Here is a 22,836-nt window from a genome sequence, read left to right as displayed (position 1 = left end):
GACGATATCTCGCACGAGCCATTAGAAAAACTAGGGAATCACCATGATCCGACCCCATCTGCCGCTGAATGCCCTGCGGGCCTTCGAAGCCTCGGCGCGGCATTTGAGTTTTACCCGCGCGGCCATCGAGCTGTGCGTGACCCAGGCCGCGGTCAGCCATCAGGTGAAAAGCCTCGAGGCCCAGCTCAACGTCATTTTGTTCAAGCGCCTGCCCCGGGGGCTGATGCTCACCAGCGAAGGCGAAACCCTGCTGCCGGTGCTGCGCGAGTGTTTCGACCGGATCGCCGCAACCCTCGGCCGTTTCGAGGGCGGGCACTACCGCGAAATGCTCAGCGTAGGCGCCGTCGGCACCTTCGCCGTGGGCTGGCTGTTGCCGCGCCTGGAGGACTTCCAGGCGCGCCACCCGTTTATCGACCTGCGCCTGTCGACCCACAACAACCGGGTCGATGTCGCCGCCGAAGGGCTGGACTACGCCATTCGTTTCGGCAGCGGCGCCTGGCACGGCACCGATGCCGTGCAACTGCTGGAGGCGCCGCTGTCGGTGCTGTGCGTGCCGGAGCTGGCGCGGCAACTGCACAGCCCCGCCGACCTGCTTGGCCAGACCCTGCTGCGCTCTTACCGCACCGACGAGTGGTCGGAGTGGTTCAGCGCCGCCGGCCTGCCGGCCAGTGCCTTGCCGTCGCGCAGTATCGTGTTCGACACCTCGCTGGGCATGATGGAAGCCGCGCAGCAAGGCATGGGCGTGGCCCTGGCGCCGCCGCTGATGTTCGCCCGGCAGCTGCAGGCCGGCAGCATCGTGCAGCCGTTCGCGGTGGGCATCAGCACCGGCAGCTACTGGCTGACGCGCTTGCAGTCGCGGGCGCAGAGCCCGGCCATGCTGGCGTTCAAGGAATGGTTGCTCGGCGCGGTGGCGCCAGGCTGAAGCGGGGGGCAAATATCAACATAAAGTTGAATATTCAATGATGTGTTGATATTTTTCGCGGACTCTTCGTTTCGCGAACCCCGCCATGACCTCCGTCGAACCCGCTCATCGCGCCGAACGCCACTTGGTATTCAAGGTGCTGCGCAGCACCCTGGACCTGCTCGCCAGTGTGGTCGGCCGCCATGTCGAAATCGTCCTGCACGACCTGAGCCGGCCTGAGTCGTCCATCGTCGCCATCGCCAACGGCCATGTCACCGGCCGCCGGGTCGGCGACCCGGTGCTCGGCGGTCCGCGCGATGACCTGGGTTTCATCGCCGTGCGCCGGGCCATGCAAGACCGCTCCGGCAGCGAGCCGCTGCTGGTGGCGAACTACCCGACCACGGCCCCCGACGGGCGCCCGCTGCGCAGTTCGACGGTGGTCTACCGCGATAGCGGCGGCCAGCCCTTCGCCACCCTGTGCAGCAACGCCGACCTCAGCGGCCTGGCCGCCGCCCATGCCTGCCTCGGCGAGTTGCTGGGCCTGGCCGCCGCCCCCGAGCCGCGCAGCGATGAACCCCAGGACATGGAGCAGTTGATGGCGCAGATCATCCAGGCCGCCTGCCCCGGCGGTACGGCGCTGATGAAAAAGCCCCAGAAACTCGACGCCGTGCGGCAGATGCAGGACCGCGGGCTGTTCATCGTCAAGGGCGGCATCGAGAAGGCCGCCGCGGCCCTCGGGGTCACCCGCTACACCGTCTACAACTACCTGGACCAGATCCGGGCCACCGACCACGCCAACCCAGCAGAGTGAACCCAGAATGACCTCGATGCAGCTCGATATCTTTCAGGTGGATGCCTTTTCCGCCACGTCCTTTGGCGGCAACCCGGCGGCGGTCTGCCCGCTGGAGGCCTGGCTGCCCGACGCCACGCTGCAGCGCATCGCCGAAGAGAACAACCTCTCGGAAACCGCCTACTTCGTGCGCAGCGGCGAGGTCTTCGAGTTGCGCTGGTTCACCCCGACCGTGGAGGTCGACCTGTGCGGCCACGCCACCCTGGCCGCGGCCTGGGTGTTGTTCGAGCAACTGCACGAGCCCAGCGCAGTGCTGCGCTTCAGTACCCGCAGCGGCGAGCTGCGGGTGCGCCGCGACGGCGAGCGCCTGAGCATGGACTTCCCGGCCAGGCAGCCGGTGGCCGAGCCGATTCCGCCGAGCCTGTTGCAGGCCCTCGGCCTGCCGCGCGCCGAAGCCTTGTACCGCACCGACGACTACTTGCTGGTGGTCGAGGACGCCGCGACCGTCGCCGGGCTCAAGCCCGACTTCGCCGCCCTGGCTCGCTTCGACGTGCGAGGCATCGCCGTCACCGCGCCGGGCCGGGAGGTCGATTTCGTCTCCCGCTGGTTCGGCCCGAACGTTGGCGTCAACGAAGACCCGGTCACCGGCTCGGCCCACACCTCCCTGGCCCCGTACTGGGCCGGGCGCCTGGGCAAGAACCGCCTGAGCGCGGAGCAGGGCGGGGCGCGCAAGGGCCAGCTGTGGTGCGAGGTGCTGGACAACGGCCGGGTGCTGATCAGCGGCCAGGGCGCGCTCTATCTGCGCGGTACGATCTTTATCTGAAACCGGATGCCGCCCGGCGCTTGCCGGGCGACGGCGGCTCAGGGCGAAGAGGCGTCCAGCAGCGACGCCTGCGCCAGGAACTGCAGGTAGGCCTGGGCAAAATCCAGGTAGGCCCGCACGATTGCCGAGGGATGGCGATGGGACGGGTAGAGCAGGTTGATCTGCTGTTCCGGCAACGGATGGTCGGGCAGCAGGGCCAGTAGTTTGCCTTCTCGCAGGCCCTCCGCGGCCATGAACGGCGGCAGCTCGGTGATGGCATCGCCGGACAGGGCGCGGCTGCGCAGGTGGGCATAGTCGTTGGTCGAGAGCATCGCCTCGGGCGTAAAGGCCCGTTCCCCGAGCAGCCAGGTCGCGCTGGAGCCTTTGCTCCAGGTCGCGGCGGGATAGCCGTACAGGGCGTCGACGGTGTTCGGCAGGCCCAGGCGCTCGATCAGCAGCGGGCTGGCCACTAGGATGTGCCGGTAGGCCAGCATCCGCCGCGCGATCATGGTCTCGTGGGCGATAGCGCCGACGCGCAGCGCCACATCGACGCCGTCTTCGATCAGGTCGATACGGCGCTCGGTGGTGTGGACGCTGACCTGGATTTCCGGGTAACGGCGCTGGAACGCCGCCAGCACTTCCCACCAGGGCTCGAACGAGGGTGGCAGCGACAGCCGCAGGCGGCCTTTCAGCCGGGCCTGGTCGCTGACCACCGCTTGTTCCCCTTCCAATAGCGCTTCGACGCCACGGCTGGCGTGCTCGTACAGGCGCGTGCCCGAATCCGTCAGCCGGGTTCCGCGCACCGAGCGCTCGAACAACTGCACCTGCAATTGCTGTTCAAGTTCGCGGATGCGCCGGCTCAAGGTCGGCAGCGGAATATCCAGGCGCTCCGCCGCGGCCGACAGACTGCCGGCCTGCGCCACCCCGACGAACATCCGCGCGGCATTGAAGTCCATGATTGATCCTCTCATTTTTGAGAGAAAGCTTATCTTTTTCATGGCTTATCTACCAGATTGGATAAGGCGATAGTGGACTCACTTGCTCGAACGGCAAGCCTGAAACATCCACTTGGAGCTTCGACATGACTATTCAATCCGTTCTTGACGCCTACCAGACCGCCCTCAACAGCGCCGACATCGACAGCATCCTGGGCCTGTACGGCAGCGATCCGGTCTTCATGCCCCAGCACGCCCCGGCCCTGGTCGGCCGCGATGCGGTGTACGCCGGCTACGAGCAGGTGTTCAACAGCATCCAGCTCAGTGTGCAGTTCCAGATCCACGAGATCGAGGAAGCCGGCGACTGGGCCTGGGTCCGCACCTCTTCGGCGGGCCGTACGCGGATCATCGCCGCCAACCTGGAAGTCGCCGAAGGCAACAACGAGCTGTTCGTGTTCCGCCGCGAGCACGGCGAATGGAAGATCCATCGCTATCTCTTCGCCACCTCCGAGCCGCGCGCTTAAGCCGGCATCCAACCCCGAATCCAACGTCTCGTATTCAAGGAAACCACCATGAAAGCTTATGTAGTCGAACAGGCCGGCGGCCCGGAAGTCTTGCAGATGCGCGATATCCCGTCGCCTGAACCCAGCGCGGAAGAAGTGCAGATCCGCGTCCGGGCGTTCGGGCTCAACCGCGCGGAAACCTACCTGCGCGCCGGCAAGATGGGCGCCATCAGCGCACCGCGGGTGCCCGGTATCGAAGCCGTCGGCGAAGTGCTGCACGACCCTTCCGGCACCCTGCGCGTCGGCCAGCGCGTCGCCACCGCCATGGGCGGCATGCAGTTCAGCCGCAACGGCAGTTACGCGGAGCAGGTGACCGTGCTACGCAACAACGTGATCGCCCTGGACGACACCGCGCTGTCCTGGGCGGAGCTGGCGACGCTGCCGGAGGCGTACCTGACGATATGGGGCGCGCTCGACAAGAGCCTGGCCATTCAACGCGGCCAGACGCTGCTGGTCCGCGGCGGGACCTCCTCGGTGGGCATGGCCGCGATCATCTACGCCAAGGCGCGGGGCCTGCGGGTGATCGCCACCACGCGCAGCGCCGCCAATAGCCAGGGCTTGTACCAGGCGGGCGCCGACGAGGTAGTGGTCGACGACGGCAATATTGCCCAGCGCCTTGGGCAACAGGTGGACGCTGCCCTCGAAGTGGTCGGCGCCAGCACCTTGCGCGACACGCTCAAGACCCTGCGTCCCTTCGGCGCGGTGAGCGTCATCGGCCTGCTGGGCGGCGCGCCGGTACTCGAGCAATTCCACCTGATGCAGGACTTGCCTGGCGCGACGCGCTTGAGTTTCTTCCCCAGCGGCCTGCTGGGAACGCCGGCCATGCCGTTGCAGGACTCGCCGCTGTCATGGCTGGCCGGGGAACGGGCTGCCCAGCGCATTCCGTCGCTCCTCAGCCGGACCTTCGCTTTCGACGAGGTGCCCAGCGCCCATCGCTTGATGGAAAGCGACCGCGCCCTCGGCAAACTCGTGGTCGTGCTTTGAAACCAAGGAGACTGACATGCGTAATCGACTGACTGCATTGCTGTTCGGCGCACTGTTGCTGCCCTTGACGTCCCAGGCTGAACAAGCCTCGACGCCAGAGCGGGTCAAGAGTGCGGTCACCCAACAACTGAACCGGTATGAGGCGGCGCTCAACGCGTCCGACCTCGACCGCGTCATGGCCCTGTATGCCGACGACGCCGTGTTCATGCCACAGAATCATGTGCCGGCCGTAGGCCGCGACGCGGTGCGGGAGACGTACCGCCAGGTGTTCAAGGCGATCAAGCTCGACGTGCGCTTCAGCGTCGACGAAATCCAGATGCTGTCGTCGGACTGGGCGTTTGCCCGCACGCGCTCCAACGGAACGGTCGAGACCTTGCTGGGCGAGCGCAAAACCAGCGGCGAAGGTAATCAGGAAGTTTTCCTGCTGCACCGCGAGGCCGACGGTCAATGGCGCTTCGCCCGCTATATCTTCTCGAGCACCAACCCGCCAGGCACGCCGTGAGGGGCAGGCTCGGCGGCCAGGTTCGGTTGCCATGAGGCGGTTGCAAAACCGATGGCCGGTGCCATCGGTTTTTTCATGGGTGAGCGCCGTGGCGATGCGCCGGCTTTATTCGCGGCGCGCAAGCCGCGATGTTCGCTGGCGCCTGAGCAGATTGCCGTATCCCCGGCACGGGTTTTCTTTAGACTGGGGGCTTTTCTCCCCGCGCTTTCCAGGACCAGAACTCCCATGTCGAACCTTGGCTTTCGTCACGCGGCATTGTCCGATGCCGCCCGTTGCTACCAGATCGAGTCCACCGCCTACGAGGGCGACGAGGCGGCCACCCAGGCGAAAATCGCCACGCGCATCGCCCAGTACCCGCAAGGCTTCCTGCTGCTGGAGGAGGCCGGCGAAATCGTCGGCTTCATCAACAGCGGTTGCGCCTTCGAGGTGGTGATGTCCGACGAGGCGTTCAAGGAACTGGTGGGCCATGCGCCCGAGGCGCCGAACGTGGTGATCATGTCGGTGGTGGTCGACCCGGCCCACCAGGGCAAGGGCTATTCCAGGCGGTTGATGGACGAGTTCGTCGCGCGCATGCGGGCGCAGGGCAAAGCGACCATCCACCTGATGTGCAAGGAACGCCATGTGCCGCTGTACGAGCGCATGGGCTACCGCTACGTACGGCCGTCGCCGTCGGACCACGGCGGCATGGCCTGGCACGAAATGGTGATGGAACTCTGATCCACGTCTTGATCGAAGCTTTCCAGGGTTGCCAATGACACTAAGTGTCATATAGCATTTTGCGTGTCATAATCCTGGCCCGTCATGCCGGCAGCACTGGAGGCGTTTCAATGAACGTTCATTTCGTGGTTCACGAAGCATTCGAGGCCCCTGGCGCCTATGAAGCCTGGGTCGAGGCGCGCGGCTATACGGCGAGCTACTCGCGGGTGTATGAGTCCGATGCCTTGCCTTCGACCGTTGAAGGCATCGACCTGCTGGTGGTCCTGGGCGGACCGCAATCGCCAGCCACCACCCAACAAGAGTGCCCGCACTTCGACACCGCGGCCGAACAGGCCTTGATCGTCCGCGCCATCCGCGCCGGCAAGGCCGTGGTGGGCGTGTGCCTGGGGGCCCAGCTGATCGGCGAGGCGCTGGGGGCGAAATGCGCGCGCAGCCCGGAAAAAGAGATCGGCCAGTACCCGATCCTGCTGACCGAAGCCGGCCTGGAACACCCCGGGATCGCGCCTTTTGGCGAAGCGCTGGAGGTGGGCCACTGGCACAGCGATATGCCGGGTCTGACCGCCGACGCCAAGGTGCTGGCCTACAGCGCAGGCTGCCCGCGGCAGATCGTCGAGTACGCGAGCCTGGTCTATGGGTTCCAGTGCCACATGGAGTTCACGCCCGAGGTCGTGGAGCTGCTTATCGCCGCGTCTGCACACGAATTCGCGGCGCTGAAAGACCGGCCGTATGTCCAGCAACCGCAGGCGCTGCGGGCCAACGACTACACCGAAATGAACCGCAAGCTCTTTGGTTTCCTCGACACCCTGGTGGCGGACTATCGGCTATCCGTGCGCTGAGCGAGGGCCGGGTGGCGCGGCTCGCTCGTGCAAGCGGTTTTCTATGGCCTCGATCAGCTTGTCCAGGCTGGTCACGAGGGTGACGGGCAAGCCGAAGTGCTGGTTGTTGATGGCGTGCGCCGTGGCGGCATCGGCCCTGAAGAAATCGACATAGGGCAGATACAGGGCATGCAGCACGTCGCCCAGGTCGCTGGTCTTGGGCGTTCGCGCCTGCTTCCTGGGCAACACGGACGACTTGACGAGGTGCGCCACCAGTTTCGATAGCACGAACAGGGCCGGTGTCTTGTCCAGGCTGGCGTGAATGGGTGCGGCGCGAGGGGCCAGGTCATCGCTGAAGGCGTCGATCAGCCGCTGGGGCGCCTCCTCACAGACCTGCTTGGCGAGGGACTGGATGCGTTGGTCGATTTCTTGCTCGGGTATGCCCAGCTCGGTGAGTTCCCGATAACGTTCGCCTGCCTGTTGGGCCCCCTCGCTGACAAGGCTGCCGAGTTCTGCCCCGGACGCTCTCAGGAGACCGGAGAACTCGGTCGACCGGTTCCAGTGTGCTCGATGCCAGGCGAAGAGGTGGTTCAAGTCCTTCAGCGAATCGTTCAAGGCCCGTTGGAATACCTCGAAACCATAGGGGTTTTTCAGAATGTCGGCGGCGCTTTCGCGCTTGAAGGGGAAGCTGGCTGACAGTTCGTCCAGCGAGGCTGCAAGGTCGAATGTTGGGCGGGAGGCCCGCAGTTTGGCGGCGAGTTGCCGTCTTTCCTGGCGATTGAGGGCCGTGCCCTCGGCGTTCTCCCTTTGCCATTTGTGGGCGACGACGGCCAGCGGAAACCAGCCGCCCTCGTCATCGAATACCTGGGGGTTCTCCACCGACGACAGTTCGTGGGTCATCAAGGTAATCGCGTCCATCAGCACTTTCGTCCCACAGAGTTCCTGGATGCAGGCGAGGCGCAGGCCCGCGAATTCCAGGGCTTTTTCATCGACCGCAAGGGCTTCCATGATGTGGGTCATGGAGTAGCGAATCTCGATCTGCCGTGCCTCGGACCAGGCTTCGAGCCGGCCTTTTATCGCCAGGGCCCGTTCGCGGTTGCCTTGAGGGTTGGAGAGATCGGAGAAGTCGCTGCTGTCCAGGTAGACCACGAGCGGGCGAGCGGCGGTCGGTTGAGCGTCGGGCATGATGTGTCCCACAGTCCATGTTGAAGAACGAGCCATGGGGAGAAGGTATAGACCGTTTTGGTTGTCGGTCGGGGGCAAGGTTGGCGCGTCAGGCCCGGGTTGCCCGGGCCCGCCCTGAACAGGCGGGATCGGCGCCGCTGGCGCGCCGATCCCGCCGGGTGCTTAGCGGCCAGCCACCAGCGGTGGGGTGCGTGGCGGTACCTGGCGCTGGCTGCCGGTCGCCTCGTAGGCCGCGGCCAGGCGCAGCAGCGAGGTGTCGTCGTAGGCGCGGCCGGCGAAGGTCAGCCCGACGGGCATGCCGATGTCCGGCATGACGCCCATCGGCACGGTGACCGTCGGCACGCCCAGGTGGCGGATGGCAAGGTTGCCGTTGGCGACCCAGACCCCGTTGCTCCAGGCGATGTCCGCGGACGCCGGGTCGACATCGGCATTGGCCGGGCCGACGTCGGCCACGGTGGGGAAGATCACCGCGTCGAGCTGCAGCCGGTCCATCCAGTCTTCCAGGTCGAGCTTGCGGGTCCGCTCCAGGCCGCGCAGGCCGTCGGGCACGGTGGCGATCCGGTCCCAGGGGGTGATGCCGCGCTCGGCCATCTTCACGTACTCGTCCATGCCCGCGGCCAGGTCGCCCTCGCGGTTGGGCAGGGTACCCGGGTCGTGGGGGAAGATCAGCGGGCCGTCGACGTCCACCAGGCGGTTGAGCTTGGGGTCGCCGTTGGCTTGCAGGAAGTCGTCGAAGGCCCAGGCGGTCAGGTCCCACAGTTCATGGTGGAGGAACTCCTTGGACACCAGGCCGCGGTTGAACACCGTCGGCGCGCCGGGGCGGTCGCCCTCGCAATTGGAGACCAGCGGGAAGTCCACTTCGAGCACTTCGGCGCCCGCGGCTTCCAGCGCCTGGCGCGCCTGTTGCCAAAGGCCGATCACCGACGGCCGGGTGTGGATGCGTTGCCCGGTCGGGCCGCCGATGCCCGGCGCCTCGCTGGTGCCGGCGTCGGGGTCGGCGTTGATGTACATGCGCGGCACGCCGAAGCGCTTGCCGGCCAGGGCGCCGTCGTTGGCCGCCAGGGCCGGGTAGGACGCGGGGCGCACCGCGGCCACAGCGGGAATCGGCACCCAGGGTTGCAGGCGCCACAGGTCGCCGCGGGTGTCCGGGTCTTCGGCGACGACGATGTCCAGCACTTCGAGCAGGTCGGCCATGGTCCGGGCGTACGGCACCACCACGTCCATGGTCGGGGTCAGCGGCCAGTTGCCGCGCACCGAGATCACCCCGCGCGACGGGGTGTAGGCGCACAGGCCATTGTTCGAGGCCGGGCCGCGGCCGCTGGACCAGGTTTCTTCCGCCAGGCCGAAGGCGGCGAAGCTGGCGGCGGTCGCGGTGCCGGCGCCGTTGGAGGAGCCCGAGGCGAACGGCGCGGTGAGGTAGTCGGCGTTGTACGGGCTTTCCGCCCGGCCATAGACCCCGCGCTGCATGCCGCCGTTGGCCATGGGCGGCATGTTGGTCTTGCCCAGGCAGATGGCGCCGGCGCCGCGCAGGCGTTCGATGGTGAAGGCGTCGCGATAGGCGATCAGCTGGGCGAAGGCCGGGCTGCCGGAGGCCGCGGTGAGGCCCTTGACCAGGTAGCTGTCCTTGGCGGTGTAGGGAATGCCGTCGAGCGGGCCCAGGGTGGTGCCGTTGGCCCGGCGGGCATCGCTGGCCCGGGCTTCCTCGAGCGCTTGCGGGTTGCGCACCACGAGCGCATTCAGGGCGGTGGGGGTATCGGCGCCGTCGTAGGCGTCGATCCGCGCGAGGTAGGCCTGGACCAGTTCGACCGCCGTGGTCCGGCCGGCTTCGAGGGCGGCGCGCAGTTGGGCAATGGAAACCTCGGTGACTTCGATCATGCGCTTACCGCCGGTGACTGATGGGAGAAGGGGTGAAGGTTGCCATCGCGCTGGAGGCTGGACGTGGGCACATCGCTGGTCTCGCAAGGGTTTTTCATATCGGTTCTCGTTGCGCCGCAGGAGGCGACAAGGGCTGGGCTACCACCTGAGCGGGGTATTTTGCACCAAGTCGCCGGCAGAGGCTTGGCTAAACGCCCGGCAGCGCTCGCCGGTAGCCGGGGAGGGGCGGCAGGAAAAAGTAAGTCGCTGTTTTGAAACCATATTTGTGCAATTTCCGCTTCCCAGACGGGGAAAAAGTTGTTAAATTTCCGCGCGTTCTTGCAGCGACCCGCCCAGGGCTCGCGATCCACGCAAGCAACAGCCGATACAGGGGCGTCGCCAAGCGGTAAGGCAGCAGGTTTTGATCCTGCCATGCGTTGGTTCGAATCCAGCCGCCCCTGCCATTTTTTCCTGCTCATTTCTGCGTAACGCTCAAGCCGCCAGGCCATCGACGCGCGCGACCTCTCTTCATGCGTAGCCCTCCGGCAAGACCACCTGCCCATGCTCTGCCCGATGGCTAGCGAAAGCGCTGCTCGATGGCCTCGGCGAACGGGTACCCGGCAAAGTAGGGCTTGGCTTCTTCTATGACCCGCCGGAACGACGGGCGCTGTACCAGTCGCTCGAAATAGGCGGGCAAATGCCGACAGTCCTCGGGAAACGCCACCAGCGTGCGGGCATAGAACAGGGCCGGGGCGGCGGCGCAGTCGGCCAGGCTGAACTGCGGGCTGGCGACCCAGGTTCTCGACGCCAACTGGCGTTCGAGCATGGCGTAGGCGGTCAGCAGCAGGGCCCGCTGTTGTGTCAGGTCGGCGTGGGCGGCGAACAGGCGGTCGGCGACGATCTGCTGCACCGGCCCCTGAAGGTAATGGTCGAAGAACCGATCCCACAGCCGCACTTCCAGCGCGCTGTCCCAGTCTCCGGGAATCAGCGGCTGCGGCCCGCCGTGGAAATGGTCCAGGTACTCGACGATGACGCTCGATTCCGGCACGTCGCGTTGCCGCTCGTGGTCGCGCAGGACCGGGAACTTGCCGATCGGCCACCGGCGTTGCAGCGCTGCCCGCTCGGTGGGGTTGGACAGGTCGACGATCTGCTTCTCGAACTCGACTCGCTGTTCGTACAGGGCGATCAGCACCTTGTGGCAGAACGAGGCCAGCGGGTGGAAATACAGGGTCAGCGGCATCTTGGGTTTCCTCGGTGAGCGCGTGGGCCCGCGCGAGCTGCGAGCAGGCATACCCAGCAGTATCGCCCGCCCTTGGCGCCGCCGCGCCGGCAGGCGACGAGGCGGGCTAGGACTCGCCCGAATACTTCACCGCCGCCGCGGCCCGCGACGGCACGTTGAGGATGCGCAGCAGCGACGACACATGGATACGCACGGTGAAGGGCGAGATCGCCAGTTCGCGGGCGATTTCCTTGTTGGTCTTGCCCTGGGCGATCAGGCGCAGCACCTCGTGCTGGCGCGCGGTCAGGGACGGCGTGGCGCTGCCCAGGGGCAACAGGCCCGAAGGCGCGAACTTGACCAGCACCTCGCCTTCGCGGATGGCCAGGACCGCCTCGCCGATCTCGTCCGGGGCGATGTTCTTGCCGATGAAACCGTCGGCGCCGGCGGCCATGACCTCGGCGATCAGCGCCTGGTCGTCGACCATCGACACCACGATCAGGGTGGTGCGCGGCAGTTGCCGGCGCAGCGCGGCCAACTGGCTGACGCAGGTCAGGCCGGGAAAACGCAGGTCGAGGATCAGCGTGTCCAGCTCGGCGCCGCCCTCGAGCAGGGCCTGGACCGCCTGCAAATCGCCGGCTTGCTCGATCAGCGATTCCGGCAGCAGACGCTGCACCGTGCGCAACATGCCTTCGCGAAACAGCGGGTGATCGTCGGCTATGATGATCCGACATGCCATAGAGTGACCCTCCCTGGGTCGGGCTTTTTTAAAGGCCGGCTACTTTAGCAGCGGGCGGCTTGACTGCCTGGAGTTCGTGCTGGGTATGACGACTGCCGCACAAGGATGTTCCCCATGAAGTTCGAGAAAAACACCGAGTTGGACCAGGCCAACCTGCGCATTATCGTGGCCAGTTGCGCAATGGCCTATATCGGCGTGCTGGGTTTTCTGCCCGGGCGGCAGGTCGCGACCTACCTGCCGATCCTGATCTATATCGGCCTGTTCGTGCTGCTGTCGATCGTCCTGCGCCAGGCCATCGTGCGCTGGCCCGGGCATTATCCGGCGCGGCGTGTCCTGGGCATGATCCACGACTACACCGGCACCTGTTTCGGCCTGGTGATCGGCGGCGAAGCGGCGCTGCCGCTGTATGCGGTGATGGTCTGGGTCAACCTGGGCAACGGCATGCGCTTCGGTTCGCGCTACCTGGCGATCGCCACCGCGCTGGCGTTGCTGGCGCTGGTCATCGTCTATCACCTGACGCCGCTGTGGCAGGCGCAGCCCTTCATGGTGCTGATGCTGCTGATCACCAGCACGGTGATTCCGATCTATGCCCATCTGTTGCTGGAACGCACGCGCAAGGCCTCGGAGGAGGCGATTGCCGCCAACCTGGAAAAGTCGCGGTTTCTCGCCCAGGCCAGCCACGACCTGCGCCAGCCGATCCACTCCATCGGCCTGTTCACCGCCTGCCTGCGCGAGTCGCCCCTGGGCGACGAGGAGCGGCGCCTGGTGGACAACATCGACCGTTCGCTGCTCAACGTCGCGCAATTGTTCCGCTCGATTCTCGACCTCTACACCCTGGACAACGGGCGCCTGCAACCCAGTTTCCAGACCCTGCACCTGGGCGAGTTCCTGGCCGACCAGGTGCGGCAGAACGCCGAGGCCGCGCGCTGGGCCGGGGTCGAGCTGCGCCTGCGGCCCTGCGCGCACTGGGTGCGGGTGGACCCGGCGCTGCTCGCCACCATGGTCCAGAACGTGCTGTCCAACTGTTTCAAGTACGCCGCGCAGCGCCCGGTGCTGATCGGCGTGCGCAAGCGCGGCGCGGGGCTGGCCATCGTCATTTACGACCGGGGCCGCGGGATTGCCGAAGAACACCTGCCGAACCTGTTCGAGGAGTTCTACCGGGTGCGCCAGCTGCGGGACAAGGACGTCGAAGGCGTGGGCCTGGGCTTGTCCATCGTCAAGCGCCTGTGCCAGTTGACGGGGTTGGAGGTGGCAATCCGTTCGCGGCTTGGCCGCGGCACGGCGGTCAGCCTGTACCCGCTGCCGCTGGCGGCGCCGCCGCAGCAGCAGCCGATCGCGCGCGACGAGGCCCGCCAGGCCGGCCTGTTGACCGGCTTGAAGGTGTGCCTGGTGGAGGACGACCGCAACGTGCTGCTGGCCACCTCGGCCTTGCTCGAACGCTGGGGCTGCGTGGTCCAGGCCGAAGCCAGCGGCCAGGACCTGGTCAGCGACTGCGACGTGATCGTCGCCGACTACGACCTGGGCAACCACGCCACGGGTATCGAATGCATCGACAGCCTGCGCCGGCAACGCGGTTGGGCGGTGCCGGCGCTGATCCTCACGGGGCATGAAGTGGAGAAGATCCAGGCCGCGCTGCACGACCGCAACATCGCCATCCTCTCCAAGCCGGTGCGCCCGGCCGAGCTGCGGGCCAGCCTGCGGGCGCTGCGCGAGCAGCCGAGGCTGGTGCCGCTGTCCGAGGCGCTGCCCGGGGTCGTGCCCGAGGCCTGAGGGCACGGGCCTCAGCGCCTGCCGAGGCGGACGCTCTTCACGGCCCGCACACTTCCCGGACACAAGCGCGTAGCCATCTGTGCGCCGGGTCGGCGTTCATCCGCGGGTGCCAGAGCATGGACACGGTGATGTCCTCTGTCGTCACCGGCAGGGCGAAGCTGTGCAGGTCGTGGCGCAGGTTGTGGGTGTAGCGTTCCGGCACGGCGGCGATCAGGTCGGACGCGCGCACCAGCGCCAGGGCGGCGCAGAAACCGCCGACGATGGCGGCGATCTCGCGCGTCAGGCCAAGCGCCTGCAACGCTTCGTCCACCACCCCGCGGTCGTGGCCCTGGCGCGAGACCAGCACATGCAGGCCGGCGGCATAGCGGGCGGCGCCGATCGGGCCGCTGGCCAGCGGGTGGTCGTGGCGCACCACGCCGATGAAGCGGTCGCGGAACAGCGCCCGGGTATGGATTTCCGGGCTGGTGCCGGGGTCCACCACGCCGGTGTCGAGGTCGACCGTGCCGTCGCGCAGGGGCGTGCTGTCGCGGTTGGTTTTCTGGATGAAATGCAGGCGCGCGCCGGGGGCTTCGGCGCGCAGGCGGGCGACCAGCGCGGGGCCGAAGTTCTCGACGAAGCCGTCGCTGCCGCGCAAGGCGAAGGTGCGAACCAGGTGCCGCAGGTCGAGCCGTTCGGCGGGGCGCAGCATGGCTTCGGCGTCCCGCACCAGAGGGCCGACCCGCTCGCGCAACTCCAGGGCGCGCGGCGTCGGCACCAGGCCGCGGCCGGCGCGCACCAGCAACGGGTCGCCGGTGGTTTCCCGCAGGCGCGCCAGGGCCCGGCTCATCGCCGAGGGGCTCAGCCGCAGGCGTTGCGCGGCGCGCGCCACACTGCCTTCGGCGAGCAGCACATCGAGGGTGACCAGCAAATTGAGGTCGGGTATGGACATGGCGGCGGCCCCGAATGAAATGAGAGGACATTGAGATGGCGTCAGGCGCATGAATAACCTGCAAATGCTGCGCCTTCCGCCATGTTATGTCGCGCGCTAGATTGGCGACAGCGCCATATCGCGCCGGCTGCGAGGAAATCCCCAGTGAACATCAGCGACAATGCCCCATCCCCCGAAACCGCTCCACGGTCGCTGTCCCAGGGCGGAGCGCTGGCCAGCCTGGCGCTGTCGATGCTGCTGGCGTCGCTGGGCACCAGCATCGCCAATGTCGGCCTGCCGACCCTGGTGCTGGCGTTCGGCGCGAGCTTCCAGCAGGTGCAGTGGGTGGTCCTGGCCTACCTGCTGACGATTACCGCGCTGATTGTCAGCGTCGGCCGCCTCGGCGATCTGTTGGGGCGCCGGCGCCTGTTGCTGGCCGGCCTGGCGCTGTTCACCCTGGCCTCGCTGCTCTGCGCCCTGGCCCCGACCCTGGGCACGCTGATTGCCGCGCGGGCGCTGCAGGGCGGTGGCGCGGCGATCATGATGGCGCTGACCCTGGCGCTGGTCGGCGAGACGGTGAGCCAGGCCCGCACCGGTAGCGCCATGGGCTTGCTGGGCACCTTGTCGGCGGTGGGCACGGCCCTCGGCCCGTCGCTGGGCGGGGTGCTGATCGCCGGGTTCGGCTGGCAGGCCATGTTCCTGGTCTGCGTGCCGCTGGGCGGGTTGGCCTGGGCGCTGGGCTACCGGTATGTGCCGGGCGATCGACAGGCGCTGTCCTGGGTGCGCGGCGCGTTCGATCCGCTGGGCACCGTATTGCTGGTTCTCAGCCTGCTGGCCTACGGGCTGGCCATGACCCTGGGCCGTGGGCATTTCGGCCTGCTCAATTGCGGGTTGCTGCTGGCGGCGCTGGTGGGCGTCGGTTTGTTCGTCCGGGTGGAGGGGCGGGTGGCCGCGCCGCTGATTCGCCTGGCGCTGTTTCGCGATGGGGCCTTGAGCACCAGCCTGGCCACCAGCGCGCTGGTGTCGACGGTGATCATGGTGACGTTCGTGGTCGGGCCCTTTTACCTGGCCCACGGCCTGGGGCTGAGCGCCTTGGCGGTGGGCCTGGCGATGTCGCTCGGGCCTTGTGTCTCGGCGCTGACCGGGGTGCCGGCCGGGCGCGTCGCCGATCGTCTTGGCGCGCGGCCGATGATCCTCGCCGGCCTCGGCGCCATGCTCGTCGGCTGCCTGTCGCTGGCGCTGCTGCCGACAGGCTTGGGCCTGGGCGCTTACCTGGCGTCCATCGTCGTCACCACCCTGGGCTACGCGACGTTCCAGACCGCCAACAACACCGCGGTGATGAGCGACGTGGGGGCGGCCCAGCGCGGGGTGATCTCCGGCATGCTCAACCTGTCGCGCAACCTCGGGCTGATCTCCGGCGCCTCGCTGATGGGCGCGGTGTTCGCCGCGACGACCGGCGACCTGGCCACGGCGAGCGCCGAAGCGGTGGCCGGCGGGATGCAGGTCACCTTCGCCGTGGCCGCGGGGTTGATCGCCACGGCACTGCTGGCCGCTCTGGCTTGCCAGCGATTCTGGCGGCCCATGGCAAGCCCCTTGTAGGAGCGAGTGTGCTCGCGAAAGCGCCGTGACATCCGACGCGGGAGCCGGGTTGCAAGTGCCGGCCCGATCGCGAGCACGCTCGCTCCTGCAAGGGGTGGTTCTATTGGAAGCTTTCGAGGTTGACCGCATCGTTGTGGCGGGTTTTCTCCAGGGGCGCGCTAGTGGTCGGGCAGTGGGGGTCGTAGCTGCCGACGATGTTGTAGTTGCGCGCCAGGTCGTCCTTCTGGCACCGGTCGCGCCTGGCGTAGCCGAGGTTGATCGGGTCGTAGCGATACTCGGGTTCTGGTTCGCGCTTGGAATGAGGCGCTTTCAAATCGCGCTTATCCATTCGCAGAAACACGCTGGCATGCACTTTGTCGTGTTCCACCGGCTTGCGGCGAATCAATCCGGCTTTCTTGTAGGCACGGCCGGCCAAGCCCGTGGCATCGAGGAACTCGTCGTGTAATGGGCCGCCGATGCATTCGGTCGGCCAACGGCTGCTATTGGCGAAGATACCGGCGTCCTTGACGTTGACCAGCATCCAGCGCAGCGGGATGGTTTCCAGCCCCTGACCGCCCTTGGCATAGGGGCTTTCGCCACACTGCGCGAGGTCTGGATCGTTGAGGTAACCACCACCCACATCGCTATGCACGCCGGCAAACCAGACTTCTTCCAGGACCTGGGATTTGGTTTGCGGCAGGCCGAAGCGCAGCAGCCTGAACGAGGCTCGCTGCTCATCCAGGGACATGGCGTGGTAACCGCGCTCGGCGTACAGCTCCAGGCGGTGTTCGTCCGGATCTTCCTTCAGGCTGGAGCCCACCGCTGGCACGGTGTCGAATACGCCGATGACCTTGACCACGACCCTTTCATCGGGCTTGTCGTCGCCATAGATGCTGATGCCGTTGGCGCGCCGATACGCCTTCAGCTTGACCCGCAGGGCGTCGTCGAAACCGGGAACGCCATCGTTGCGCGCCTTGTAGAGGTCGTACATGTCCTCGACCACATCGTGCATATGGCCGGTCCAGCCCCACAGGGTGCTGTTGTCCCAGGTATCGGGCTTCAAGTTGCTGGGCAGGCCGGCGATTTCGAGAAAGCCGTTCAGCGAGCGGGCGGTGAAGGCCCCTCGGCTGAAACCGAAGATATAGATCTCGTCGCCAGGCCGGTAAGCCTCGATCAGAAAGCGGTAGGCCTGGCGAATGTTCAGGCTGACGCCGCTGCCGAACAGGGCGCCGAAAGGCGTGGTGATGCTGGTGGCCACGCCCTTGTCGTAATAGGGGATGACCCTGGCGCCGTTCTCGGCTTGCTCGAGCGCCTGGTTATACAGGCGCCAGATATTGGTGTTGTCCTTTTTGGTGTTCTCGGTGCCGTCGAGCAGCACCACCAGTTTTCGGGGCCCTGTGTCGCCGTACAGGCAATCGTTGAGCAGTTGCCAGCGCTCGCGAACCTTGAAGTAACCGTCCTCGATGTTCTTGATGTCGAAGTGTTTCTGGCAAGCGGGGGTTTGCGCGGCTTTTTCGGTCATTCGGGCTTTTGTCAGCAATTGATAGTCGATGTTTCGGGTGGTTTGCAGTTTCAGCACGCTGTTGTCGGTGGTGGAGCAGGCAGTGAGAAGGGCGAGGCTCAACAGAAGGACGATGCGCATATCGAAGGTCTCCGTGACCGGATACGGATGGCGTGGCAAGGCAGCCGATGGGAGCAGGGGAGCCCCGCGTTGGTTGCTCAAGTGAACCTAGTCGAAGGCGGTCAAAATGCTATCAGCGGGTCGGAACCAGGTTTTCCAAAAGCGACAGCGCCAGGCATCAGTCCGCGCTTTCGGCCGCCAGCAAGGCACTGTAGGCCCGCAACCGCTGCACGAATTCGTGCGCCGGCCCTTGGGGCGCATAGGCCTGCCGGAGGAAGAACGCGGCGTACTCGCCGAGGCCCGGCTCGGCCGCCGTCAGCAGTTGCGCATGCTCTTCCAGGCTGCTCGGCCACCCACGATCCTGCTCGCTACGCAGCAGGTTGGCCGAGCGCAGCGCCTTGCGCGCCGCGGCCCGTTGCAGGCGTTGTTGCAGCAAAGGCTCGCGGTTCTGTTCCAACTGTTGCGCGTAGCCTTCCAGCACCTGGGGAAGTCGCCATTCACCGCCTGGGCAATGCGCCGGCTGGGGCGAAAGGGTTCGAAGCGCAACCTCAGGTCGTTGCCCCAGATGCAGCGGCACTGATGCTTGAGCCAGAAGCCCCAGCGGTAAAGATTGTCGGGGGCCAGCACCTCGCTGAGCACGCCGATATCGAAATCGATCTTCGACACTTCCGGGTGCCACGCCTCCAGCGCTTGCCGAGTCTGCTCCAGCCGCTGGCGCTCCTCGGGGCTTGGCGCCCAGGCCAGCACCAGGGTTGCGTCCAGGTCGGAGGTGCCCGGCCGCGCCTCGCCACGGGCGACGCTGCCGTACAGGTACAGGCCGTCGAGCAGCGCCGGAAAACGCCGCGAGAGCATTGTGCACAGCTCATTCACCAGCGGCCTGAACGCCGGTTGTAGCGGTTGTTCGGGCAGGGACTGGATAAAGCCTTCAGTGTCGACGCCTGGGTACTGCGGCATGGCGATCCCTATGGGGCGCTACAGGTAAGTGCGTAACACAGCTTACCCGGGGCGGTCGGGTTGTGGGCAACGTCTGGCGGCGTTGAGGAGGCTCGCGTGCCACGTTGCCGCCATGGATCGAGGCTCGCCAGATCGTTACCGAGCGGCGTCGGCGACTCGCCGCTGATGGCGCACAGCCGTGCATTGACGGTTTCGCCGTCGACCATGCCGCGTTCTTGCAGCAGATCCGCCAGGTCGACGACCGCCGACCAGTAGCGATGCACCAGGCGACTGGCGCGGGCGATGGCCAGGGCTTGCGCGTCGAGCAGCTTGCGCGGCGGCAGCAGGCTGATCAGTTCGTGGCCGCGGCTCAGGTCGCCGCGGCCGCTGCCGCTGATCACCCGGGCGGAGCCGGCGTGACGGTAGATGGCTTCGGCCACCGGCCCGGCGAAGCAGTGCAGCAGGTCGCGCTCGATGGCCTCGACCATCGACGGCAGGTATTCGGCGATGCCGGGGGCCTCGAAAGCCGGGCGCGGCACCCGGTAATCGGCTTCGACTAGGCCCGCCACGTACTGCCAGTTGCCGCGCAGGTCGAGCAGCGGGCCGGCGCGGGTTTGCGCCAGGGTGCGGACGCTGACACGGGCGATCGGCTGGCCGTTCCACCAGAAAGCCAGGGCGTGGCCGGCTTCGTGGATGGCTGTGCAACGCGGGCGCGGGTGCATGGCGTTCTCCCGTGGTTCGAGCGCGCCCGGAGTACCACGACAGGGCGCTGTTTCCATCATCGGCCGCGGCCCTGGGGGCGGGTAAAAGATTGTCCCTATCACCTACCAATAGTCCGGCTATTAGCGATCCACCGCCCAGGGGCTAGCCTTAACTCAGTGCTGGCGCGAGCCGGCCGGACAAGACCTGATCAAGCGATAACGAACAACGAGTCAGCAGCGTACCGGGCTTACCGTGGGCCACCGTCCTGGCAACAGGCTTGCCAGTTTCTTGCGCCTCTGGCCATCACGATCCGTCGAGCGAACTGTGAGCCCAGCAACCTGTGTCATTGATTTCGCCTGTCGCTATCCGGCGCCTGCCCGGGGCGGATAGCTGGATGAACACGACCGAAGGTAGCTACTCATGGCAAACGAATCGAAGTGCCCGTTCAACCACGCCGCTGGTGGCGGCACAAGCAACCGCGACTGGTGGCCGAACCAACTGAACCTGAAGATCCTGCACCAGCACTCGTCCCTGTCCGACCCCATGGGCGCGGGCTTCAATTACGCCGAAGCCTTCAAGCGCCTGGACTTCCAGGCCCTGAAGCGCGACCTGAATGCGCTGATGACCGACTCCCAGGACTGGTGGCCCGCCGACTTCGGCCATTACGGGCCGCTGTTTATCCGCATGGCCTGGCACAGCGCCGGGACCTACCGCACCGGCGACGGTCGCGGCGGCGCCGGTTCCGGCCAGCAGCGTTTCGCGCCGCTCAACAGCTGGCCGGACAACGTCAGCCTGGACAAGGCGCGCCGCCTGCTATGGCCGATCAAGCAGAAGTACGGCCGCAACATCTCCTGGGCCGACCTGATTGTGCTCACCGGCAACGTCGCGCTGGAATCCATGGGCTTCAAGACCTTCGGTTTTTCCGGTGGGCGCGCGGACGTCTGGGAGCCGGACGAAGATGTCTACTGGGGTTCCGAGAACAAATGGCTGGGCGGCGACACCCGCTACGGCAAGTCGGATAAAGCCGCCATGCAAGACCCCGGCGAGGGGCAATTGGTGGCCGAGCCGGGCAACGAGCAAAGCCGCGCCGACCAGGGACGCAATCTGGAGAACCCGCTGGCCGCGGTGCAGATGGGCCTGATTTACGTGAACCCGGAAGGCCCCGAAGGCAACCCGGACCCGGTCGCGGCCGGGCTGGATATTCGCGAGACCTTCGGCCGCATGGCGATGAACGACGAAGAAACCGTGGCCCTGATCGCCGGCGGCCACGCCTTCGGCAAGACCCACGGCGCCGGTCCCGCCGACAACGTCGGGGCCGAGCCCGAGGCCGCCGGCCTGGAGCTCCAGGGCCTGGGCTGGAAGAGCACCTTCGGCAGCGGCAAGGGCGGCGACGCCATCACCAGCGGCCTGGAAGTGACCTGGACCACCACGCCCACCCGCTGGAGCAACAACTACCTGGAAAACCTGTTCGGCTTCGAGTGGGAGCTGACCAAGAGCCCGGCGGGCGCGCACCAGTGGACGCCGAAAAACGGCGCCGGCGCCGGTACCGTCCCGGATGCCCACGACCCGGCCAAGCGCCGCAGCCCGACCATGCTTACCACCGACCTGGCGCTGCGTTTCGACCCGATCTACGAGCCGATCTCGCGGCGCTTCCTGGCCAATCCGCAGCAGTTGGCCGACGCCTTCGCCCGCGCCTGGTACAAGTTGATCCACCGCGACATGGGCCCGCTCTCGCGTTACCTCGGTCCGGAACTGCCCGACGAGGAACTGCTGTGGCAAGACCCGATCCCCGCGCTCGATCACCCCTTGGTGGATAACAGCGATATCGCCGCGCTCAAGGCCCAGGTCCTGGCTTCGGGGTTGTCGGTGTCGCAACTGGTGTCCACCGCCTGGGCGGCGGCGTCCAGCTTCCGCGGCTCCGACAAGCGCGGTGGCGCCAACGGCGGGCGCCTGCGCCTGGCCCCGCAGAAAGACTGGGCGGCCAACCAGCCCGAGCAACTGGCCCGGGTGCTGGCGACCCTCGAAGGGATTCAGCAGGCGTTCAACGGCGCGCAATCGGCGGGCAAGAAAATCTCCCTGGCCGACCTGATCGTCCTGGCCGGTGGCGCTGGCGTCGAACAAGCAGCGAAAAACGCCGGCCTCGACATCAGCGTGCCGTTCAGCCCGGGGCGCACGGACGCCAGCCAGGAGCAAACGGACGTCGAGTCGTTCGGCTTCCTTGAACCCATCGCCGACGGCTTTCGCAACTACCTCAAGGCCCGCTACCGGGTGCCGGCCGAAGCGCTGCTGATCGACAAGGCGCAACTGCTGACCCTCAGCGCCCCGGAAATGACCGCGCTGATCGGCGGCCTGCGGGTGCTCGACACTAATGTCGACCACAGCCGGCACGGCGTCTTCACCGCGCGGCCGGGAACCTTGAGCAACGACTTCTTCGTCAACCTGCTGGACATGGGCGTGGAATGGAAACCGCTGTCCGACGCCGGGCAAGCGTTCGAAGCCCGCGACCGCCAGACCGGCCAGGTGAAGTGGACCGCCACCCGGGTCGACCTGGTGTTCGGCTCCAACGCCCAGTTGCGCGCCCTGGCCGAGGTCTACGCCAGCGCGGATGCGCACGCGCAGTTCGTGCAGGACTTCGTGGCGGCGTGGGTCAAGGTGATGAACCTGGATCGGTTCGATCTGAGGTGAGGGTTTTTGGCGGCCGCCCCGGCCTGATTGTTCAGGTCGGGGCGGCTCGATTCGCGCTGGCGTTACCAGAGCACGAACGCGGATGCCGTTGTTTGATTCAGGTTGATGTCGCCGACCTCCAGTACTTCATATTCGGCACGGATACCGATGTTGCGCAATACATCAAACTCAATGCCGGCACCGTAGGTCAGGTTCACCCCAGTGTCGTCATCGCTGGCATTGCCGTCGGCATCCCAGGCATGGGCACCGACACTGCCGAACATCCGCACTCGCTCGCCCAGCGGAAAACCGAGGTGGGTACTGGCTTGAACGGATTTGCCATCGAAATCGAGATGCTTGTCCTTGAATTGGCCGAGATCGACAAAGGCGCCTTCGAAGGCCAGATAGCCGTTGAGACGATAGCCGGCGAAAACCTTGTAACTGGAATCTTCATCGTTCAAGTGGGATTGGTCGGTTTCAAGGTGGCTGACGCCCGCTCCCAGGTACAAACCTTTGTCATCCGCACACGCCTGAAAGGACAGCAGCGAGAGCAGGGAAGCGAAGCCAAGGTTGCGAAAAAACATGTGCGGTGGAGTCCTTCTACAGATTGTCGGTGGTGAGGTGTTCGCTGGGAACTTGCGTGCTCGCGAAGCGGGAT

At 66.5% G+C, this 22,836-nt stretch carries 20 protein-coding genes, 1 tRNA gene and 1 pseudogene; 12 read left to right on the top strand and 10 right to left on the bottom strand.

What is annotated here, in order from left to right:
* Positions 1 to 43: 43 nt before the first annotated feature.
* From BTN82_RS19560 to BTN82_RS19550, 3 genes are all read left to right on the top strand, one after another.
* Entirely contained in the window at positions 44 to 922 is an 879-nt protein-coding gene (locus BTN82_RS19560; protein ID WP_075120746.1) for a LysR family transcriptional regulator, read from the top strand.
* Between the two features lie 85 nt (positions 923 to 1,007).
* Positions 1,008 to 1,712 (top strand): transcriptional regulator, encoded by a 705-nt coding sequence (locus BTN82_RS19555; RefSeq protein ID WP_075120745.1) that lies wholly within the window; start codon positions 1,008 to 1,010, stop codon positions 1,710 to 1,712.
* 16 nt (positions 1,713 to 1,728) lie between these two features.
* Positions 1,729 to 2,514, top strand: a complete 786-nt coding sequence (locus BTN82_RS19550) for a PhzF family phenazine biosynthesis protein (protein WP_075120865.1) — start codon at positions 1,729 to 1,731, stop codon at positions 2,512 to 2,514.
* A 38-nt stretch (positions 2,515 to 2,552) separates the two neighbouring features.
* On the opposite strand, the gene BTN82_RS19545 is transcribed toward BTN82_RS19550, so the two are convergent.
* Positions 2,553 to 3,449, bottom strand: coding sequence for a LysR family transcriptional regulator (locus tag BTN82_RS19545; protein ID WP_075120744.1), 897 nt, complete (start codon positions 3,447 to 3,449; stop codon positions 2,553 to 2,555).
* Positions 3,450 to 3,574: 125 nt separating this feature from the next.
* Between BTN82_RS19545 and BTN82_RS19540 the strand changes: the two genes are divergently transcribed.
* The 5 genes from BTN82_RS19540 (at position 3,575) to BTN82_RS19520 (ending at position 7,030) form a co-directional block, all read left to right on the top strand.
* The gene (locus BTN82_RS19540; protein WP_075120743.1) at positions 3,575 to 3,952 is read left to right on the top strand and encodes a YybH family protein; all 378 of its coding nucleotides are present in this window, start codon (positions 3,575 to 3,577) and stop codon (positions 3,950 to 3,952) included.
* Positions 3,953 to 4,000: 48 nt separating this feature from the next.
* The gene (locus BTN82_RS19535) at positions 4,001 to 4,975 is read left to right on the top strand and encodes a zinc-binding dehydrogenase (RefSeq protein ID WP_075120742.1); all 975 of its coding nucleotides are present in this window, start codon (positions 4,001 to 4,003) and stop codon (positions 4,973 to 4,975) included.
* A gap of 16 nt (positions 4,976 to 4,991) precedes the next feature.
* Positions 4,992 to 5,477, top strand: coding sequence for a YybH family protein (locus tag BTN82_RS19530; RefSeq protein WP_075120741.1), 486 nt, complete (start codon positions 4,992 to 4,994; stop codon positions 5,475 to 5,477).
* Between the two features lie 225 nt (positions 5,478 to 5,702).
* Entirely contained in the window at positions 5,703 to 6,194 is a 492-nt protein-coding gene (locus tag BTN82_RS19525) for a GNAT family N-acetyltransferase (protein WP_075120740.1), read from the top strand.
* A gap of 110 nt (positions 6,195 to 6,304) precedes the next feature.
* A complete protein-coding gene (locus BTN82_RS19520) occupies positions 6,305 to 7,030 on the top strand; it encodes a type 1 glutamine amidotransferase (protein ID WP_075120739.1) in 726 nt (241 codons plus the stop codon).
* Here BTN82_RS19520 and BTN82_RS19515 read toward each other — a convergent pair.
* Both BTN82_RS19515 and BTN82_RS19510 read right to left on the bottom strand, forming a co-directional pair.
* On the bottom strand, positions 7,016 to 8,194 hold the full coding sequence (locus tag BTN82_RS19515; RefSeq protein WP_075120738.1) for a hypothetical protein: 1,179 nt from the start codon (positions 8,192 to 8,194) through the stop codon (positions 7,016 to 7,018). The two genes, BTN82_RS19520 and BTN82_RS19515, sit on opposite strands and share 15 nt — an antisense overlap.
* Before the next feature lie 162 nt (positions 8,195 to 8,356).
* A complete protein-coding gene (locus BTN82_RS19510; protein ID WP_075120737.1) occupies positions 8,357 to 10,069 on the bottom strand; it encodes an amidase in 1,713 nt (570 codons plus the stop codon).
* A gap of 368 nt (positions 10,070 to 10,437) precedes the next feature.
* Between BTN82_RS19510 and BTN82_RS19505 the strand changes: the two genes are divergently transcribed.
* Positions 10,438 to 10,512: transfer RNA gene (locus BTN82_RS19505), tRNA-Gln, on the top strand.
* Between the two features lie 113 nt (positions 10,513 to 10,625).
* Here BTN82_RS19505 and BTN82_RS19500 read toward each other — a convergent pair.
* Positions 10,626 to 11,288, bottom strand: coding sequence for a glutathione S-transferase family protein (locus BTN82_RS19500; protein ID WP_075120736.1), 663 nt, complete (start codon positions 11,286 to 11,288; stop codon positions 10,626 to 10,628).
* Positions 11,289 to 11,394: 106 nt separating this feature from the next.
* Positions 11,395 to 12,003, bottom strand: a complete 609-nt coding sequence (locus tag BTN82_RS19495; protein WP_075120735.1) for a LuxR C-terminal-related transcriptional regulator — start codon at positions 12,001 to 12,003, stop codon at positions 11,395 to 11,397.
* A 114-nt stretch (positions 12,004 to 12,117) separates the two neighbouring features.
* On the opposite strand from BTN82_RS19495, the gene BTN82_RS19490 reads away from it, so the two are divergent.
* Positions 12,118 to 13,773: a hybrid sensor histidine kinase/response regulator gene (locus BTN82_RS19490; RefSeq protein WP_075120734.1), complete on the top strand. Its 1,656-nt coding sequence runs from the start codon at positions 12,118 to 12,120 to the stop codon at positions 13,771 to 13,773.
* 37 nt (positions 13,774 to 13,810) lie between these two features.
* On the opposite strand, the gene BTN82_RS19485 is transcribed toward BTN82_RS19490, so the two are convergent.
* Positions 13,811 to 14,701, bottom strand: a complete 891-nt coding sequence (locus BTN82_RS19485) for a LysR family transcriptional regulator (RefSeq protein ID WP_075120733.1) — start codon at positions 14,699 to 14,701, stop codon at positions 13,811 to 13,813.
* Between the two features lie 150 nt (positions 14,702 to 14,851).
* On the opposite strand from BTN82_RS19485, the gene BTN82_RS19480 reads away from it, so the two are divergent.
* Positions 14,852 to 16,279 (top strand): MFS transporter, encoded by a 1,428-nt coding sequence (locus BTN82_RS19480; protein ID WP_075120864.1) that lies wholly within the window; start codon positions 14,852 to 14,854, stop codon positions 16,277 to 16,279.
* A gap of 100 nt (positions 16,280 to 16,379) precedes the next feature.
* Here BTN82_RS19480 and BTN82_RS19475 read toward each other — a convergent pair whose 3' ends face one another.
* The 3 genes and pseudogenes from BTN82_RS19475 to BTN82_RS19465 all read right to left on the bottom strand — a co-directional run bounded on the left by BTN82_RS19475 (position 16,380) and on the right by BTN82_RS19465 (position 19,534).
* A complete protein-coding gene (locus BTN82_RS19475; RefSeq protein ID WP_075120732.1) occupies positions 16,380 to 17,900 on the bottom strand; it encodes a DUF2235 domain-containing protein in 1,521 nt (506 codons plus the stop codon).
* A gap of 157 nt (positions 17,901 to 18,057) precedes the next feature.
* A pseudogene (locus BTN82_RS19470) lies at positions 18,058 to 18,833 on the bottom strand (nucleotidyltransferase domain-containing protein).
* A gap of 8 nt (positions 18,834 to 18,841) precedes the next feature.
* Positions 18,842 to 19,534 carry a hypothetical protein gene (locus tag BTN82_RS19465; RefSeq protein WP_261793001.1) on the bottom strand — a complete coding sequence of 231 codons (693 nt, stop codon included), beginning with the start codon at positions 19,532 to 19,534 and terminating at the stop codon, positions 18,842 to 18,844.
* A 400-nt stretch (positions 19,535 to 19,934) separates the two neighbouring features.
* Here BTN82_RS19465 and katG point away from each other — a divergent pair, with 400 nt between their 5' ends.
* Positions 19,935 to 22,199: a catalase/peroxidase HPI gene (gene katG, locus BTN82_RS19460; RefSeq protein WP_075120731.1), complete on the top strand. Its 2,265-nt coding sequence runs from the start codon at positions 19,935 to 19,937 to the stop codon at positions 22,197 to 22,199.
* 62 nt (positions 22,200 to 22,261) lie between these two features.
* On the opposite strand, the gene BTN82_RS19455 is transcribed toward katG, so the two are convergent.
* The gene (locus tag BTN82_RS19455; RefSeq protein ID WP_075120730.1) at positions 22,262 to 22,762 is read right to left on the bottom strand and encodes an outer membrane beta-barrel protein; all 501 of its coding nucleotides are present in this window, start codon (positions 22,760 to 22,762) and stop codon (positions 22,262 to 22,264) included.
* Positions 22,763 to 22,836: the final 74 nt, after the last annotated feature.

It is taken from the genome of Pseudomonas chlororaphis (assembly GCF_001921865.1).
GTDB classification, from domain to species: Bacteria; Pseudomonadota; Gammaproteobacteria; order Pseudomonadales; family Pseudomonadaceae; genus Aquipseudomonas; species Aquipseudomonas chlororaphis_D.
Note: the sequence above shows the minus strand (reverse complement) of the source record. Positions and strands in the feature narration are given on the sequence as shown.